The sequence below is a fragment of the Agrobacterium sp. ST15.13.015 genome (genome assembly GCF_027871645.1).
In the GTDB taxonomy this organism is placed as follows: domain Bacteria; phylum Pseudomonadota; class Alphaproteobacteria; order Rhizobiales; family Rhizobiaceae; genus Agrobacterium; species Agrobacterium leguminum.
Window position 1 is genome coordinate 173,579 of record NZ_JAQAHF010000007.1, and the last position, 15,977, is coordinate 189,555.

The 15,977-nt window shown below is 59.6% G+C and carries 16 protein-coding genes; 10 read left to right on the forward strand and 6 right to left on the reverse strand.

All coding sequences use genetic code 11. From position 1 onward, the window contains the following. Positions 1-88: 88 nt before the first annotated feature. Positions 89-2,377, reverse strand: coding sequence for an NADP-dependent malic enzyme (locus PIB16_RS13205; RefSeq protein ID WP_142844632.1), 2,289 nt, complete (start codon positions 2,375-2,377; stop codon positions 89-91). Between the two features lie 397 nt (positions 2,378-2,774). Here PIB16_RS13205 and PIB16_RS13210 point away from each other — a divergent pair, with 397 nt between their 5' ends. Beyond that, the gene (locus tag PIB16_RS13210) at positions 2,775-4,205 is read left to right on the forward strand and encodes a mannose-1-phosphate guanylyltransferase/mannose-6-phosphate isomerase (protein WP_271045727.1); all 1,431 of its coding nucleotides are present in this window, start codon (positions 2,775-2,777) and stop codon (positions 4,203-4,205) included. Between the two features lie 65 nt (positions 4,206-4,270). On the opposite strand, the gene PIB16_RS13215 is transcribed toward PIB16_RS13210, so the two are convergent. Then, positions 4,271-4,993, reverse strand: a complete 723-nt coding sequence (locus PIB16_RS13215; protein WP_078052522.1) for a CPBP family glutamic-type intramembrane protease — start codon at positions 4,991-4,993, stop codon at positions 4,271-4,273. 221 nt (positions 4,994-5,214) lie between these two features. On the opposite strand from PIB16_RS13215, the gene PIB16_RS13220 reads away from it, so the two are divergent. From PIB16_RS13220 to PIB16_RS13245, 6 genes are all read left to right on the forward strand, one after another. Beyond that, the gene (locus PIB16_RS13220; RefSeq protein WP_003525113.1) at positions 5,215-6,447 is read left to right on the forward strand and encodes an ABC transporter substrate-binding protein; all 1,233 of its coding nucleotides are present in this window, start codon (positions 5,215-5,217) and stop codon (positions 6,445-6,447) included. A 144-nt stretch (positions 6,448-6,591) separates the two neighbouring features. Beyond that, on the forward strand, positions 6,592-7,494 hold the full coding sequence (locus tag PIB16_RS13225; RefSeq protein WP_059758547.1) for a carbohydrate ABC transporter permease: 903 nt from the start codon (positions 6,592-6,594) through the stop codon (positions 7,492-7,494). Next, positions 7,487-8,428, forward strand: a complete 942-nt coding sequence (locus PIB16_RS13230; protein WP_271045728.1) for a carbohydrate ABC transporter permease — start codon at positions 7,487-7,489, stop codon at positions 8,426-8,428. Before PIB16_RS13225 ends, PIB16_RS13230 begins: the two co-directional genes overlap by 8 nt. Positions 8,429-8,433: 5 nt before the next feature. Continuing rightward, positions 8,434-9,522 (forward strand): ABC transporter ATP-binding protein, encoded by a 1,089-nt coding sequence (locus PIB16_RS13235; protein WP_271045729.1) that lies wholly within the window; start codon positions 8,434-8,436, stop codon positions 9,520-9,522. A gap of 57 nt (positions 9,523-9,579) precedes the next feature. Then, positions 9,580-10,344: a sugar phosphate isomerase/epimerase family protein gene (locus tag PIB16_RS13240; protein ID WP_065656302.1), complete on the forward strand. Its 765-nt coding sequence runs from the start codon at positions 9,580-9,582 to the stop codon at positions 10,342-10,344. 23 nt (positions 10,345-10,367) lie between these two features. Next, on the forward strand, positions 10,368-11,501 hold the full coding sequence (locus PIB16_RS13245) for a Gfo/Idh/MocA family protein (protein WP_271045730.1): 1,134 nt from the start codon (positions 10,368-10,370) through the stop codon (positions 11,499-11,501). Positions 11,502-11,599: 98 nt separating this feature from the next. Here the strand turns inward: PIB16_RS13245 and PIB16_RS13250 are convergent, their stop codons facing one another. Together PIB16_RS13250 and PIB16_RS13255 are read right to left on the reverse strand one after the other, a co-directional pair. Next, complete coding sequence (locus tag PIB16_RS13250; RefSeq protein ID WP_162934175.1) at positions 11,600-11,770, reverse strand: hypothetical protein; 171 nt, start codon at positions 11,768-11,770, stop codon at positions 11,600-11,602. Beyond that, complete coding sequence (locus tag PIB16_RS13255; protein ID WP_162934174.1) at positions 11,763-11,900, reverse strand: hypothetical protein; 138 nt, start codon at positions 11,898-11,900, stop codon at positions 11,763-11,765. The genes PIB16_RS13250 and PIB16_RS13255 overlap by 8 nt, the downstream gene beginning before the upstream one ends. A 224-nt stretch (positions 11,901-12,124) precedes the next feature. On the opposite strand from PIB16_RS13255, the gene queC reads away from it, so the two are divergent. The 3 genes from queC to queE are packed head-to-tail and all read left to right on the forward strand — an operon-like array spanning position 12,125 to position 13,943. Next, complete coding sequence (queC, locus tag PIB16_RS13260; protein WP_065656300.1) at positions 12,125-12,835, forward strand: 7-cyano-7-deazaguanine synthase QueC; 711 nt, start codon at positions 12,125-12,127, stop codon at positions 12,833-12,835. Beyond that, positions 12,835-13,191, forward strand: coding sequence for a 6-carboxytetrahydropterin synthase QueD (gene queD / locus PIB16_RS13265; RefSeq protein ID WP_020811477.1), 357 nt, complete (start codon positions 12,835-12,837; stop codon positions 13,189-13,191). The genes queC and queD overlap by 1 nt, the downstream gene beginning before the upstream one ends. Next, positions 13,188-13,943, forward strand: coding sequence for a 7-carboxy-7-deazaguanine synthase QueE (gene queE / locus PIB16_RS13270; RefSeq protein ID WP_065656299.1), 756 nt, complete (start codon positions 13,188-13,190; stop codon positions 13,941-13,943). The genes queD and queE overlap by 4 nt, the downstream gene beginning before the upstream one ends. Positions 13,944-14,105: 162 nt before the next feature. Here queE and PIB16_RS13275 read toward each other — a convergent pair whose 3' ends face one another. Next, positions 14,106-15,155, reverse strand: coding sequence for a Gfo/Idh/MocA family protein (locus PIB16_RS13275; RefSeq protein WP_220318530.1), 1,050 nt, complete (start codon positions 15,153-15,155; stop codon positions 14,106-14,108). A 6-nt stretch (positions 15,156-15,161) separates the two neighbouring features. Next, the gene (locus PIB16_RS13280) at positions 15,162-15,947 is read right to left on the reverse strand and encodes a ThuA domain-containing protein (RefSeq protein WP_174039898.1); all 786 of its coding nucleotides are present in this window, start codon (positions 15,945-15,947) and stop codon (positions 15,162-15,164) included. Between the last annotated feature and the right edge of the window lie 30 nt (positions 15,948-15,977).

Here is a 15,977-nt window from a genome sequence, read left to right on the forward strand (position 1 = left end):
GCGATATGCGGAGAGCGTGCCCCCTCATCTGCCCCTTTGGGGCATCTTCTCCCCGGCGGGGAGAAGAAAAAAGCCGCACGCCCTGTTCTTATCGTCCGGCATTATAGGCCGCGATTGCCGCCATGTTGACGATGTCGCTGTCCTTCGCGCCCATCGAGGTGATCTGTACCGATTTGTCGAGACCGACAAGAAGCGGGCCGATGACGGTTGCGCCGCCCAGTTCCTGCAGCATCTTGGTGGAGATGGAGGCGGAATGGATGGCGGGCATGACCAACACATTGGCCGGGCCGGAAAGCCGGGCGAAGGGATACTGGCTCTGCATGCGGTGATGGTTCAGCGCCACATCGGCCGACATTTCGCCGTCGACCTCGAAATTGACGTTGCGCCTGTCGAGAATTTTCACCGCCTCGCGCACCTTGTCGGAACGTTCGCCGGTCGGCTGGCCGAAGGTGGAATAGGCGAGCATGGCAACGCGCGGCTCGTAACCGAAACGACGGGCAAGGCCGGCTGCTTCTTCGGCGATATCGGCAAGGTCTTCCGCATTCGGCATATCATGCACGGCGGTATCGGCAACGAAGACGGTGCGGTTGCGCGAGACGACCAGCGAAACGCCGATGACGCGATGGCCAGGCTTGGTGTTGATGCAGCGGCGGATATCTTCCAGCGCCGTTGAATAGTTACGGGTAACGCCTGTCACCACGGCATCCGCATCGCCCATAGCCACCATGCAGGCGGCGAAATGGTTGCGGTCGTTGTGAACCAGACGCTGCACGTCGCGCAGCAGGAAACCGCCGCGCTGCAAACGCGCATAGAGATAATCGACATAGGCATCGACGCGGCTGGAAAGGCGGGCGTTGGTGATCTCGATATTGGCGCGGTCGAGATCGATGCCGGCGCGCTCCGCATTGGCCTTGATGATATCGTCACGGCCGAGCAGGATGGCGGTGCCGAGGCCCTGCGCGGTGAACGAAATCGCCGCGCGCATGACCTGTTCTTCTTCGGCTTCCGCAAAAACGACCCGCTTCGGCGAGCGGCGCACGCGCTCGTAAAGGCGCTGCGTGGTGGAGGCCATCGGGTCGCGGCGGGCGGAAAGCTCGCGGGCATAGGCGTCGAGATCGGGCAATTCGCGGCGGGCGACGCCGGTTTCGATGGCGGCTTTGGCCACGGCCACCGGAATGGCCGAGATCAGGCGCGGATCGAAGGGAACCGGAATGATATATTGCGATCCGAAGCGCGGGCGGTTGCCCTGATAGGCGGCGGCCACATCATCAGGAACATCCTCGCGGGCAAGATCGGCCAGCGCCTGTGCCGCCGCGATCTTCATCGCGTCATTGATCTGGCTGGCGCGGACATCGAGCGCGCCGCGGAAGATATAGGGGAAGCCGAGGACATTGTTGACCTGGTTCGGGTAATCCGAACGCCCGGTCGCCATGATGGCGTCGTCGCGGATGCGCGATACTTCCTCGGGGGTGATTTCCGGGTCGGGATTGGCCATGGCGAAGATGATCGGCTTCGGCGCCATGGCACGGATCATCTCTTCGCTGAAAGCGCCCTTCTGGGAGAGGCCGAATACCACATCAGCGCCCTTCATGGCTTCCGCCAGCGTGCGGTTGTTGGTTTTCACCGCGTGGGCGGATTTCCACTGGTTCATGCCTTCGGTGCGGCCCTGATAGATCACGCCCTTGGTATCGCAGAGCGTGATGTTTTCAGGGTTGAAACCCATGGCCTTGATAAGGTCCATACAGGCGATCGCCGCCGCACCCGCGCCGTTGCAGACGAGCTTCGTTGTCTTGAAGTCGCGGCCCGTCAGTTCGATGGCGTTGATGAGGCCAGCGGCGGCGATGATGGCAGTGCCATGCTGATCGTCATGGAAAACGGGAATGTCCATCAGCTCGCGCAGGCGGCTTTCGATGATGAAACATTCCGGCGCCTTGATGTCTTCCAGATTGATGCCGCCAAAGGAGGGGCCGAGATAACGCACGCAATTGATGAACTCATCGGCGTCTTCGGTATCGACCTCAAGATCGATGGAATCGACATCGGCGAAGCGCTTGAAAAGGACCGACTTGCCTTCCATGACCGGCTTGGAGGCGAGCGCTCCGAGATTGCCGAGGCCGAGGATGGCGGTGCCGTTGGAGATGACCGCAACCATGTTGCCGCGCGTGGTATAGTCGTAAGCGGTCGCCGGATTTTCGGCGATGGCTTTCACCGGCACGGCGACGCCCGGCGAATAGGCAAGCGACAGGTCCCGCTGCGTCGCCATCGGTTTGGTCGGGGTGATTTCCAGTTTGCCCGGCCGGCCTTCCGCGTGGAAATCCAGGGCTTCCTGATCCGTAACCGATGTTCGGGTGCTGGCGGGTTTCGTTGTGTCGGACATGGGCTGAGCGTGCTTTCGTGTCGATAACAGTGTAAAAATATCCGCCGTTGTTATTGTATTTTTCGCGCGCCTGCCAAGCCTTGAATGTTGTTCAGTGCAGCAAATTTAAGCGTGATGAAATTTGCGGCCGATTCAATCGATTAATTCCCGCTCACCATCCGCTTCGCCGCCTGCCGTGCCTGTCACGCGTGGAACCTCGCCCGCCGCCTGGCGTTAGCGGGGTGGGTCCGCAGGCAATCGACATGCCTCTAAATGCCCCATCGTCCGTTCACCAAGCTTTCACAAGGCGAATTTATGAGCTTGCGCTTATCCGCCCGTGAACCGATGATGGCGGTATTTCGAAATATGTATATTGTCCGGCGCGCCGGGAAATTTTTAGAGTTGGAAAGGTTTTATTGTGAAGGAACACTCTCGAAAGATCACGCCGGTTCTTCTTGCTGGCGGCGCTGGTTCGCGGCTTTGGCCGGTATCGCGCGATCAGTTGCCCAAGCAGTTCCAGCCGCTGGTCGGCAATCTTTCGACCTATCAGCAGACGCTGCAGCGGGTGGGCGACAAGGGCCTTTATGCCGAGCCGCTGGTGATCACCAATGAGGATTTCCGGTTCTTCGCACGCCGCCAGGCCGAAGAGATCGATCTGCCGGCAACCGTGGTGCTGGAGCCCGCCCGCCGCGACAGCGCCGCCGCCATGGCCGCCGCCGCCGTGCTGGCCGAGCGCCGCGAGCCCGGATGCCTGGTGCTGGCGCTTGCCGCCGACCATGTGGTGCTCGATGCCGACAAGTTTTCAGAGGCCGTGAAACTCGGCGCAAAAGCCGCCGATCAGGGCAATATCGTCGTCTTCGGCCTGGTGCCCACCGAACCGCGCACCTCCTACGGTTATATCAAGCCGGGCGAGGCGATCGATGGCGAAAAAGACCTCAGCACCGTCGATGCCTTCGTGGAAAAGCCGGATATGAAGACGGCGATCTCCTATCTGGAAAAGGGTTATCTCTGGAATTCCGGCAACTTCCTGTTCCGCTCCGATGTGATGATCGCCGAACTGAAGGCCTTCGCCCCGGAAATCCTGGCGGCGGTGACGCAGGCGGTCGAGCGATATGAAAGCGACCTCGGTTTCGTGCGCCTGCATCAGGCAAGCTTCGAGGCTTCCCCGAAAAACTCCATCGACTATGCGGTGATCGAGAAAACCAGACGCATGGCGGTGGTGCATGGTCATTTCCGCTGGTCGGATATCGGCAGCTGGGATGCGATCTGGGAAATCGCCGACAAGCGCGGCAACGACAATGCGCTGGAAGGCAACGGCGTCTTCATCGATTCCGAAGGCTGCCTCATCCATTCGACGCAATTGCTGACGACGGTGGTGGGTGCCAAAGACATGGTGGTGGTGGCCACCAAGGATGCTGTTCTGGTGGTGCCGAAAAAACGGGTGCAGGATGTGAAGGGTCTGGTGGAGACGCTGAAGGACGGCGAACATGCGCCGCAGACGCAGACCCACAAGCGCGTCTATCGCCCCTGGGGTTATATCGAGCACATGTATGTGGATGAGCGTTACCGGGTTGGCCACATCACGGTCGATCCCGGCCACCGCATCTCGTTCCAGAAACATTATCACCGCTCGGAACACTGGATCGTCGTCAAGGGCACGGCGACGGTGACGATCGGCGAGGAGACGAAGTTGCTGACGGAGAACCAGTCGGTCTATATCCCGATCGGCCAGCCGCACCGGCTTGCCAATGAGGGGCAGATCCCGCTCGAACTGGTCGAAATCCAGACCGGAGCCTATATCGGCGAGGACGATGTCATCCGCATCGAGGACGATTATAAAAGGCAATAGAATTGCCGCCAGCACCGAAGGTTTGGAGAAGGTGAGAGGGATATTGTCCGGCTCGCCTTTTCGGCTCAGGCGATCAGCGCGTTCACGCAATGGGCAAGGGTATGGGAAAGCATCGCCGCTTCCAGCCCCCGACGCCAGAACAGCCATCCGAACAGCAGGCCGGGAATGAAATTGGTGAGTAGGACTGCAAGGATCAGCGCCGCCTGCGGCCGAGCGACAATCGCAAACAGAAACGGCAGATGACCTGCGGCGAAGAGCGCCGCCTCCATAAGGATGGCGGCCCACAAAATCACCGGTCGAATCTGTCCTCTTCCTGTCATGCGCCAGAGCGCCCAGGCGAGAAACGACATCAGGCCCCATCGGGTCAATAGCTCCTCCGTGATTCCGCCATAGAGAATCCGGGTCGCCAGCGGGACATTAAACGCGGTCATTTTTGCCATGGTGGCCGCATCCGCGACCGATGGCAGGATCGCCGATGAATAGGCGATCATCAGCAGGCCGACGGCAATGCCCACCGCCAGTGCGGGCGGCACCTGTGTTCCCAGCACCGCGCGCGGGTTGCCGCCCGTCAGCCAGCTATCGACCAAGGGCGCGCCAAGCCCGAGTTTTGCGGCCAGAGCCTGACCGGTTGCAACCGCCGCAACGGTCAGTATTGCCGGCTGGATGAGGATCAGCAGGCGCATTCCGAATGAAACTTGCTGTCCCGGTACAAGCTGCTCAAATGTCGCCAATAAAAGCGATGCGACGCCAGCCAGTCCGATGACCAAAAGAATATGCCAGCGCTTCATGGTCTCTTCGCCTGTTTTATTCACCACGAAGTTTTGTAAGCGACTGGCATTGCGTGTGGATTACACAGCGCAATCCCCTGTGCCGTATACCTATCCGGCGCATTTCCCAATCGTTCGAAATGCCCCCTGACGGCGCTGTGAGATTCGTATTTTAGGCGGTTGCCTAATCAAAAATCTTCGCATACGTTCCAACTGCAACGTTTCAGTGAGGGAGGAGACTCATGCGAATGCGTGTTATTTCTGCGGCTTTTCTGGCCAGCGTCATGATTCCGGCGGGTATCGCCGGGGCCACCGATCTTGAGGTGACCCATTGGTGGACATCGGGCGGCGAAGCCGCAGCGGTCGCCGAATTGGCTAAGGCTTTCGACGCCACCGGCAACAAATGGGTGGATGGCGCGATTGCCGGTTCGGGCGGCACGGCTCGTCCGATCATGATCAGCCGTATCACCGGCGGCGACCCGATGGGCGCGACCCAGTTCAACCACGGCCGTCAGGCGGAAGAGCTGGTGCAGGCGGGCCTGATGCGCGACCTGTCCGATGTTGCCGCAAAGGGCAACTGGAAGGACGTCATCAAGCCGGCAAGCCTGCTCGACAGCTGCACTATCGACGGTAAGATTTACTGCGCGCCGGTAAACATCCATTCCTGGCAATGGCTATGGCTTTCCAATGAAGCCTTCAAGAAGGCGGGCGTCGAGGTTCCGAAGAACTGGACGGAATTCGTTGCCGCCGCGCCGGCGCTGAAAAAGGCCGGCATCCAGCCGCTCGCGCTCGGTGGGCAGGCATGGCAGGCCAACGGCCTCTTCGACACGCTGACGCTTTCGATCGGTGGCAAGGACCTTTATCAGAAGGTCTATGGCGACAAGGATGCCGAGGCGGCAGCCGGGCCCGAGATGGCGAAGATTTTCGCGGCTGCCGTCGAGGCGCGCGACATGGCCAAGGGCACCAATGTTCAGGACTGGAACCAGGCCACCAACATGGTCATCACCGGCAAGGCCGGCGGCCAGATCATGGGTGACTGGGCGCAGGGTGAATTCCAGCTGGCCAATCAGAAAGCCGGCACGGATTATTCCTGCCTTCCCGGTCTTGGCCTCAGTGAATATCTCACCACGGGCGGCGACGCCTTTTATTTCCCTGTTTTGAAGGACGAGGCGAAAACCAAGGCGCAGGACGTTCTCGCCGCAACCATCGTCGATCCAAAAACGCAGGTGGCCTTTAACCTGAAGAAAGGCTCGCTGCCGATCCGCGGCGACGTCGATCTGAATGCAGCCAATGACTGCATGAAAAAGGGTCTGGCAATTCTGGCCAAGGGCAATGCCCTGACCAGCACCGACCAGCTGATTTCCGCCGATACGCAGAAACAGAAGGAAGACCTGATGGCGGAATTCTTCGCGGGCTCGATGTCGGCGGAAGACGGGCAGAAGCGCTTCGCGGACATTATCGGTTCGGCGGACTGAGTGTGATCTCTCCGGGTGGGAAAGCGGTTCGCCGCTTTCCTTTCCAGCGTCCTGCCTGTGCAACAATCATCAGCACGGGCAGGGGTTTCATGCGGTGAGGTTTTTTGCCTGACTGTTGACTGTAACGTTACAGGAGGAGGTAACATGGCAGGTCAAGCGCGCTCGGGGCGCCCCAACCAGCTTTTCCGCAATCTCAATTCCAAGATTGCCTCCATTCCCATGATACTGACCGCCATGGTGATCTTCCTCGGCGGAACGATCTGGACGGTGGTTTATTCCTTCACCAATTCAAAGCTTCTGCCGCGCGCGAGTTTCATCGGTTTCGATCAATATGAGCGTTTGTGGGCAGCACCACGCTGGATCGTATCCATCCAGAATCTGGCGATCTACGGCGTGTTGTCGCTTATTTTCAGCCTCGTCATCGGTTTCGTGCTGGCGGCGCTGATGGATCAGAAAATTCGTTTCGAAAACACCTTCCGCACCATTTTCCTCTATCCTTTCGCCCTGTCCTTCATCGTCACCGGCCTCGTCTGGCAATGGCTGCTGAATCCGGAATTCGGCATCCAGTCAGTGGTTCGCTCGATGGGCTGGGAAAGTTTCACCTTCGATCCGCTCTATAATTCCCAGATCGTTATCTACGGCATCCTGATCGCGGCACTCTGGCAGGGCACGGGGCTCGTCATGTGCCTGATGCTCGCGGGTCTTCGCGGTATCGATGAGGACATCTGGAAGGCGACGCGTGTCGACGGCATTCCGATGTGGAAGACCTATATTCTCATCATCATTCCCATGATGCGGCCGGTCTTCATCACCACGCTGGTCATCATCGCCAGCGGTATCGTCAAGGTCTACGATCTTGTCGTGGCGCAGACCAGCGGCGGGCCGGGCATCGCGTCCGAAGTGCCGGCGAAATATGTCTATGACTACATGTTCCAGGCACAGAACCTGGGGCAGGGCTTCGCCGCCTCGACAATGATGCTCCTGACGGTCGCGATCATCATCATTCCATGGGCCTACCTCGAATTCGGAGGCAAGAAGCGTGGCTAATATCAGCACATTGAACACGGTTGTTGCCGCCAGCGATGCGGTTGCCCAGGACCTTTCCGGCCCGCGCGGCAGGAAGCCGAGGAAAACCTTTTCCCGGCGCAACATCATTCTTTACGGCACGCTCATCGTGGCTGCCGCCTATTACCTGCTGCCGCTTTACGTGATGGTCGTCACCTCGCTGAAGGGCATGCCGGAAATCCGGCTCGGCAACATCTTCGCGCCGCCGGTGGAAATCACTTTCGAGCCCTGGGTGAAGGCCTGGGCCAATGCCTGCACGGGCTTGAACTGCGACGGGCTTTCACGCGGCTTCTGGAATTCGGTGCGCATCCTCGTGCCTTCGGTGGTGATCTCGATCGTCGTCGCCTCCGTCAGCGGCTATGCCATGGCGAACTGGAAGTTCAAGGGATCGGAACTCTTCTTCTCCATCCTCATCATCGGTGCTTTCATTCCCTATCAGGTGATGATCTATCCGATCGTCATCGTGCTGCGCGAAATGGGTGTTTATGGCACGCTGACCGGCCTCGTCATCGTGCACACCATTTTCGGCATGCCGATCCTGACGCTGCTGTTCCGCAATTATTTCGCCTCGCTGCCGGAGGAATTGTTCAAGGCGGCGCGCATCGATGGCGCCAATTTCTGGCAGATCTATTTCCGCATCATGCTGCCCATGTCGCTGCCGATCTTCGTCGTGGCGATGATCCTGCAGGTGACCGGCATCTGGAACGACTTCCTGTTCGGCGTGGTGTTCACGCGGCCGGAATATTACCCGATGACCGTGCAGCTCAATAATATCGTCAACTCCGTGCAGGGCGTGAAGGAATATAACGTCAACATGGCCGCCACCCTTCTGACCGGGGCCGTGCCGCTGATCGTCTATTTCATCTCCGGCAGGCTATTCGTGCGCGGCATTGCTGCCGGCGCAGTAAAAGGTTGAGCTATATGAACAAAAGCGTTTCCATTCGCGATCTTTCCCTGTCCTTCGGCGCCGTTACCGTGCTGAAAGACCTCAATCTCGATATTTACGACGGCGAATTCCTCGTGCTGCTCGGTTCTTCCGGCTGCGGAAAGTCGACCCTTCTGAACTGCATCGCGGGTCTTCTGGAGCCGACCGACGGACAGATATTCATCAAGGACCGCAACGTCACCTGGGAAGAGCCGAAGGATCGCGGCATTGGTATGGTGTTCCAGTCCTATGCGCTTTATCCGCAGATGACGGTGGAGAAAAACCTGTCCTTCGGCCTGCAGGTCGCCAAGGTGCCGAAAGAGGAGATCGACCGGCGTGTGAAAAGAGCGGCCGGCATCCTCCAGATCGAGCCGCTGTTGAAGCGCAAGCCCGCCGAGCTTTCCGGCGGCCAGCGCCAGCGTGTGGCCATCGGCCGGGCGCTGGTGCGGGATGTGGATGTTTTCCTGTTCGACGAGCCGCTCTCCAACCTCGACGCCAAGCTGCGCTCGGAACTGCGCGTCGAAATCAAGCGGCTGCACCAGTCGCTGAAGAACACCATGATCTATGTGACGCATGATCAGATCGAGGCGCTGACGCTGGCGGACCGCATCGCCATCATGAAAAGCGGCGTCATCCAGCAGCTTGCCGATCCCGTCACCATCTACAACAAGCCGCGAAACCTCTTCGTCGCCGGTTTCATCGGCTCGCCCTCGATGAATTTCCTGCGCGGCGAGTTGATCGAAAAGGACGGCAAGGTGGTCTTCACCACCAATGGCGTGACTTTCTCGCTGGATGGCTATCATGCGGAAACGCCGCTCGCCGCCGGCCGTGCCGTGGTTCTGGGTGTCCGCCCCGAACATGTGCGCGTCGATGCCGATATTGTCGGCGGCGAAGTGCATGAGGCGATTGTCGATATCGAGGAACCGATGGGCGCCGACAATCTGATCTGGCTGAAACATGCCGGGCATACCATGTCCGTGCGTGTCGGCGGCCACAGGCGGTTTTCACCCGGCACCAAGGTGCGCCTCGGCCTCGACATGACGATGGCCTCGCTGTTCGACGCACAAAGCGAGGACCGGCTCTAGAACAGCTTCGATTTACCCCCACACAATCCCAAGACCCAGATCTCTATGGAGGAGACAATGACAGAACTCGGTTTCCAGCTTTACAGCGCCCGTAATTTCCAGCCTTTTTCCAACATTCTGAAGAAGCTTTCGGCGGCGGGTTATAAACATGTCGAAGGTTATGGCGCGATGTACGCTTCGCTGGATGATGCCGGTTTGAAAGGCCTGCGCGCCGAACTCGACGCCAATGGCCTTGCCATGCCGACCGGCCATTTCGGCCTCGACCTTCTTGAGGGCGACCCGAAAAAGGCGCTGAACATCGCGAAAGTTCTGGGTGTGGAGGCGATCTATTGCCCTTATCTGATGCCTGACCAGCGCCCGACAGATGCCGCAGGCTGGTTCGCTTTCGGCAAGCGCCTGCAGGAAGCCGGCAAGCCTTTCGTCGATGCCGGGCTGGTCTTCGGCTGGCATAACCACGATTTCGAGTTCAAGACGCTTGGCGACGGTTCCACCCCACAGGAACAGATTTTTGCCGGTGGCCCGGATTTGAAATGGGAGGCGGATATCGCCTGGATTATCAGAGGTAATGCCGATCCGCTCGCCTGGATCGAAAGCTATGGCAAACGCATTACTGCGGTACATGTGAAGGATATCGCACCAGCAGGCGAGAATGCGGATGAGGATGGCTGGGCCGATGTCGGCCATGGTACAGTGGACTGGAAGGGCCTCGTCGCGGCGCTGAAGGCGAAATCGGCCACGAAACATTTCGTGGTCGAGCACGACAATCCCAAGGATATCGACCGGCTGATCACCCGCTCGATCGCATCTTTCAAAACCTACTAAGTTTCAATTTCGGAGTTTGCATCATGGCCAGGGATCTTGGCGTCGGCATCATCGGATGCGGCAATATCTCGTCTGCTTATTTCTCGCTGGCACCGCTCTTCAAGGGCATCAAGGTGCTTGCCTGCGCCGACCTCAACCGCAATGCGGCGGAGCTGAGGGCGGAAGAATTCGGTGTTGTCGCGCAGTCCATCGAGGAGCTGCTCGCCAACAAGGATATCGATGTGGTGGTGAATCTCACCATTCCCGCCGCGCATTTTCCGGTGTCGAAAGCCGCCCTCGAGGCGGGCAAGCACGTCTATTCGGAAAAGCCGCTGGTGCTTTCGCTGGAGGAAGGCGAGGAGCTGCGGCGCATTGCCCGCGAGAAGAACCTCTCCGTCGGCTGCGCGCCGGATACCTTCCTCGGCGGCGCGCATCAGCTTGCCCGGCAATATATCGATGACGGCAAGGTCGGGCGCATCACCTCCGGCACCTGCCATGTGATGAGCCCCGGCATGGAGATGTGGCACCCGAACCCGGGCTTCTTCTTCCTGAAGGGCGGCGGGCCGATCCTCGATCTCGGCCCCTATTACGTCGCCAATCTCATCAACCTCATCGGTCCGGTGAAGCGCGTCGGCGCACTGACCTCGATGGCAAATCCGACCCGTACGGTGACCAGCCAGCCGCTGAACGGCGAGATCATCCCGGTTGAAACACCGACGAATATCCATGCCCTGCTAGAATTCGTGAACGGCGCGACGATCACGCTTTCGGCAAGCTGGGATGTCTGGTCGCACCGCCACGCCAATATGGAGCTTTACGGCACGGAAGGCTCGATCTACGTGCCTGACCCGAATTTCTTCGGCGGCGTGGTGGAAGCGAGCGGGCGGGACAAAAATATCCAGCCGCTGGAAGACTGGGCGCATCCTTTCGGCATCGCCAATCAGGAAAGCCCCAATGGCCCGCGTGCCAATTATCGCACGGCGGGCCTTGCCGATATGGCAATCGCTATTCTGGAAGGCCGCGATGCCCGTTGCTCGCTGGAGCGCTCCCTGCACGGCATCGATGTGATGACCTCGATCCTGAAGTCCGGGGAGGAGGGCCGTTTCATCGAAATGACGACGACCTGCACCCAGCCGGCGGCACTCGGCATCGAGGAGGCGCAGGCGCTGCTGCGCTGAGCGCAAAGCCAACGCAAAAAAGGCCCGGCGCACTGCCAGTTCGCCGGGCCTTTTCCGCTCAGCCATTTAATGGCGAGCGTCGCGTGTTCATCAGATTTTCATAGGCCGACAAAAAGACCCAGCCAGCGCGCAACGGTCCTGACCATCCAGATCAGGAACACGAAAGGGGCTATGCCAACAGCCGCGACGAGCGCCGCCGAGGCGACAACGAGCGCTGTGGTGAGATTGCGCTTGAACCGGTGGCGTTTTGTGTCGAGAGCCTTATCCATGACGTATGGCGGTGATCAGCCCGCGAATGGTGAGCGTGACATAAAGCATGCCCGCCATCGCCATCAGCAGGCCGGTGCCGAGAGAGCTGAGGTTGCTCAGCGAAAACAGAAATGTATCAGCCGCCACCATTGGCAAGACCCTTCAAGAACAGCAGATTTCGCATCGTTCTAGATCGTGCCGGTTTCCCGCATATGTCCCGATTGTTTCATCTTGTTGCTGCCGAGGGGCGTTTTCGTGATGGCGTGGCTTTGCGCGATTTCCGCAAAGCCCTTCACAAGCCCGTCGGTTTGGTTTAAAGCCGCTCCCCGTAATCCGGTCGCAGCCCACCCGGTCAAAACAAGGGATCCCAAATTATGAAAACCATCGTCATCTGCTCCGGCGGACTGGACTCCGTTTCGCTTGCGCATAAAATCGCGGCGGAACACGAACTTCTTGCTCTCGTCTCCTTCGATTATGGCCAGCGCCACAGGAAGGAGCTGGAATACGCGGCCGATTGCGCAAGGCGTCTCGGCGTGCCGCATCATATCATCGATATCAGAACCATCGGCGCCCATCTCACCGGTTCGGCGCTGACCGACGACGTGGAGGTGCCGGACGGGCATTATGCGGAAGAGACCATGCGCTCCACCGTGGTGCCGAACCGCAACGCCATCATGCTCACCATCGCTTTTGGGCTGGCCGCCGCGCAGCAGGCGGATGCCGTGGCGATTGCCGTGCATGGCGGCGATCACTTCATCTACCCCGATTGCCGGCCGGGTTTCATCGACAGTTTCAATGCCATGCAGGCGCATGCGCTGGAAGGTTATGCCGACGTCAAGCTCTTCGCCCCCTATGTCACCGTTTCCAAGGCGGCGATTGTGACCGATGGTGCGAAATACGGCACGCCCTTTGGCGAAACATGGTCCTGTTACAAGGGCGGCTTGCGCCACTGCGGCCGCTGCGGCACCTGCGTGGAACGGCGCGAGGCCTTTCATCTGGCCGGTGTCACCGATCCGACCGACTATGAGGACCCGGATTTCTGGGTGGCGGCCACCCATGCCTATGCGGCGCAGGAGGTGCGCTGATGTTCCGCATCACCAAGGAATTTCACTTCTCCGCCTCGCACCAGTTAAAAAGCCTGCCGTCGGATCACCAATGCAATCGCCTCCACGGGCATAATTACATCGTCGAGATCGAGCTGGCAGGCGAAGCGCTGAACGAGCACGGTTTTGTGCGCGACTATCACGAGCTTGCACCGCTGAAACGCTATATCGACGATCATTTCGACCATCGCCACCTGAACGACGTTCTTGGCCATGACCGGGTGACGGCGGAATGTCTGGCGAAGCATTTTTACGACTGGTGCAAGGATCGCCTGCCGGAAACCAGCGCCGTGCGGGTCAGCGAAACCGCCAAGACCTGGGCGGAATACCGGCCATGACGGCGGTTGCACACAAGATTGCAGCCAAGGAGACCACGATCCGCATCAGCGAAATCTTCGGCCCGACCATTCAGGGCGAAGGCCTGCTGATCGGTCTGCCGACCGTTTTCGTGCGCACCGGCGGCTGCGACTATCGTTGTTCCTGGTGCGATACGCTGCATGCCGTTGACAGCGAGTACCGCGATACATGGAAGCCGATGCCGGTCGAGATGATCTGGCAGGAGGTGCGGCGGCTTTCCGGCGGCGTGCCGCTGACGGTTTCGCTTTCAGGCGGCAATCCGGCCATTCAACCGCTCGGGGCCTTGATCGCGAAGGGGCAGGGCGAGGGGTATCGTTTCGCGCTGGAAACGCAGGGCAGCATCGCGAAAGACTGGTTTGCCGATCTCGACCATCTGGTGCTGAGCCCCAAGCCGCCATCGAGCGGCATGGAAACGGACTGGCAGGCCTTCGAAGACTGTCTTGCCGCCGCCGGCGACGAACCGCAGGTGGCGCTAAAGATCGTGGTGTTCGACGATGCGGATTATGCCTATGCCAAGGCGGCATCCGCGCGTTTCCCGCATTTGCCTGTCTATCTCCAGCCCGGCAACCATACTCCGCCGCCGCCGGATGACGACGATGCGCGGGTGGATATCGACGGGGTGATGGACCGGATGTTGTGGCTGGTGGACAAGGTGAGCGAAGACCGCTGGTTTTCCGCCCGGGTGCTGCCGCAGCTGCATGTGCTGTTGTGGGGGAATAAGCGCGGGGTTTGAGGGAGTTATAAGTTCCCTCCGTCATGCCGGACCTGATCCGGCATCCAGCCAAGGCGCGTCTGCGCCGTGGCTGGACCCCGGATCAAGTCCTCGCTGACGGAGAGCGAGGAGCGCCCTTTGCAGCAATCCATGCGGCGGCTTGTGCCGCCGCACATTCGCAAATCAAGCCGAAACAGCCACCTCACGCCTCTCCCGATCCGCGATGATCGACAAATCGAGCACCTTCTGCAGATTGGCGGCATGACGGAAATCCGGATCGGCGGGGTCGCCTTCCATGACGGCCTTGGCGAATTTTTCGTAATTCGTCGGCACCGGGTCGACATCGATTGTCTTCCAGATCGCCTTTTCCACATCCTCGCCGATGCAGGCGCGCAGGCTGGAATAATCCGGGGTGTGGATCACTTCCAATGCTCCCTTGTCGCCATGGATACGCAGACGAAGTTCGTTCAAGTGACCCGTCGCCCAGCGGCTGGCATGGATGACGCCCATGGCACCGTTTTCAAGCTCGGCGGTCATGGTGAAGCTGTCATTGGCGTCGAGGTCGTAGACGCCAATTTTGTTGCCTTCATATTTGTCGAAGGTCTTCAGCCGCGTGAAGATGCGTTCCACATCGCTGCCCGCGCCATAGGAGGCGAAGTCGAGAATGTGGATGCCGACATCACCAAGCACGCCGTTTGAGCCATGCTTGGTGGAAAGCCGCCACAGCCACTTGCTCTCCGTCATCCAGTCGCCCCAGGCCTTGGAAACGAGCCAGCTCTGGAGATAGGAGGCTTCCAGATGCCGCACCTTGCCGATCTTGCCTGCCAGCACCATCTCACGCGCCGCCTGCAAGGGGGCAACGTTGCGATAGGTGAGGTTGACCATGGCAATGAGGCCGGCTTTTTCGGCGGCATCGGCCATTTCGGCGGCCTTGGCGTAGTTTTCCGCCAGCGGCTTTTCGCAGAAGACATGCTTGCCGGCCGCCAGCAGTTTAAGGCTGGTGGGGTGGTGGATCGCGTCCGGCGTGACATTCGCCGCCGCATCGAATTCACCCCAGGCAATGGCGTCATCCAGTGAGGTGAAGGAGAGCGGAATGTTGTGGCGCAGCGCAAAGCCCCGCACCACCACATCGTCCACATCCACTGCCGCGACCAGTTCGACGCCGGGGATTTGCGAGAAATAGGTGGCATGGTTGTTGGCCATGCCGCCGGTTCCGAGAATGAGAAGTCTCATGGCTTTTTACCTGTAACCTGCTTCGCCTGCCTTGTGCAGCTTGGGGCCGCGTTCTTCGATTGGCTCCAGCGCCTTGTCGACGGGAACATTGGGGGCGTCATGAATGCTTTTCAGTGCGCCAACCGGATTATAGGCCCATTTCACCGAGTTGCTGATGACCTTCTGCACATTGGCGTCGTGATAGGTGGGATAGGTCTCGTGGCCGGGGCGGAAATAGAAGATATTGCCTGCACCACGGCGCCAGGTAAGACCGGACCGGAAGACTTCGCCGCCCTGGAACCAGGAGATGAAGACGGTTTCCAGCGGCTCCGGCACGGAAAACTGCTCGCCATACATTTCCTCGTTTTCCAGCTCGAAATGCTCGGGCAGACCGGCTGCAATCGGGTGGCGCGGATTGATGGTCCACAGGCGTTCACGCTCGCCCGCCTCACGCCATTTAAGCGCGCAAGGCGTGCCCATCAGGCGCTTGAACGGCTTGGAGAAGTGGCCGGAATGCAGGACGATGAGGCCCATGCCTTCCCAGACGCGTTTGGCAACACGCTCGACGATCTCGTCCTGCACCGCACCATGGTCCTTGTGGCCCCACCAGACCAGCACGTCGGTCTTGTCGAGGCGCTCCTGCGAAAGGCCATGTTCCGGCTCCTGCAGCGTGGCGGTCGTGGCGTCGATCTCAGGATTCTGGTTCAGCGCGTCGGCAATGGTGTTGTGCATGCCGTTCGGATAGATCGAACGCACCGTCTCATTGATGTGTTCGTGGATATTTTCGCCCCATACAACGGTGTTGATGGTCATTGTCATGCTCCTCGGTGAAAGCCGGGACCT

Bases quoted from the DNA above. Each gene is read 5' to 3' on its own strand.
- PIB16_RS13205 (WP_142844632.1), bottom strand. From the start codon at position 2,377: ATGTCCGACACAACGAAACCCGCCAGCACCCGAACATCGGTTACGGAT.
- PIB16_RS13215 (WP_078052522.1), bottom strand. From the start codon at position 4,993: ATGAAGCGCTGGCATATTCTTTTGGTCATCGGACTGGCTGGCGTCGCA.
- PIB16_RS13220 (WP_003525113.1), top strand. From the start codon at position 5,215: ATGCGAATGCGTGTTATTTCTGCGGCTTTTCTGGCCAGCGTCATGATT.
- PIB16_RS13225 (WP_059758547.1), top strand. From the start codon at position 6,592: ATGGCAGGTCAAGCGCGCTCGGGGCGCCCCAACCAGCTTTTCCGCAAT.
- PIB16_RS13235 (WP_271045729.1), top strand. From the start codon at position 8,434: ATGAACAAAAGCGTTTCCATTCGCGATCTTTCCCTGTCCTTCGGCGCC.
- PIB16_RS13240 (WP_065656302.1), top strand. From the start codon at position 9,580: ATGACAGAACTCGGTTTCCAGCTTTACAGCGCCCGTAATTTCCAGCCT.
- PIB16_RS13245 (WP_271045730.1), top strand. From the start codon at position 10,368: ATGGCCAGGGATCTTGGCGTCGGCATCATCGGATGCGGCAATATCTCG.
- PIB16_RS13250 (WP_162934175.1), bottom strand. From the start codon at position 11,770: ATGGATAAGGCTCTCGACACAAAACGCCACCGGTTCAAGCGCAATCTC.
- PIB16_RS13255 (WP_162934174.1), bottom strand. From the start codon at position 11,900: ATGGTGGCGGCTGATACATTTCTGTTTTCGCTGAGCAACCTCAGCTCT.
- queC (WP_065656300.1), top strand. From the start codon at position 12,125: ATGAAAACCATCGTCATCTGCTCCGGCGGACTGGACTCCGTTTCGCTT.
- queD (WP_020811477.1), top strand. From the start codon at position 12,835: ATGTTCCGCATCACCAAGGAATTTCACTTCTCCGCCTCGCACCAGTTA.
- queE (WP_065656299.1), top strand. From the start codon at position 13,188: ATGACGGCGGTTGCACACAAGATTGCAGCCAAGGAGACCACGATCCGC.
- PIB16_RS13275 (WP_220318530.1), bottom strand. From the start codon at position 15,155: ATGAGACTTCTCATTCTCGGAACCGGCGGCATGGCCAACAACCATGCC.
- PIB16_RS13280 (WP_174039898.1), bottom strand. From the start codon at position 15,947: ATGACCATCAACACCGTTGTATGGGGCGAAAATATCCACGAACACATC.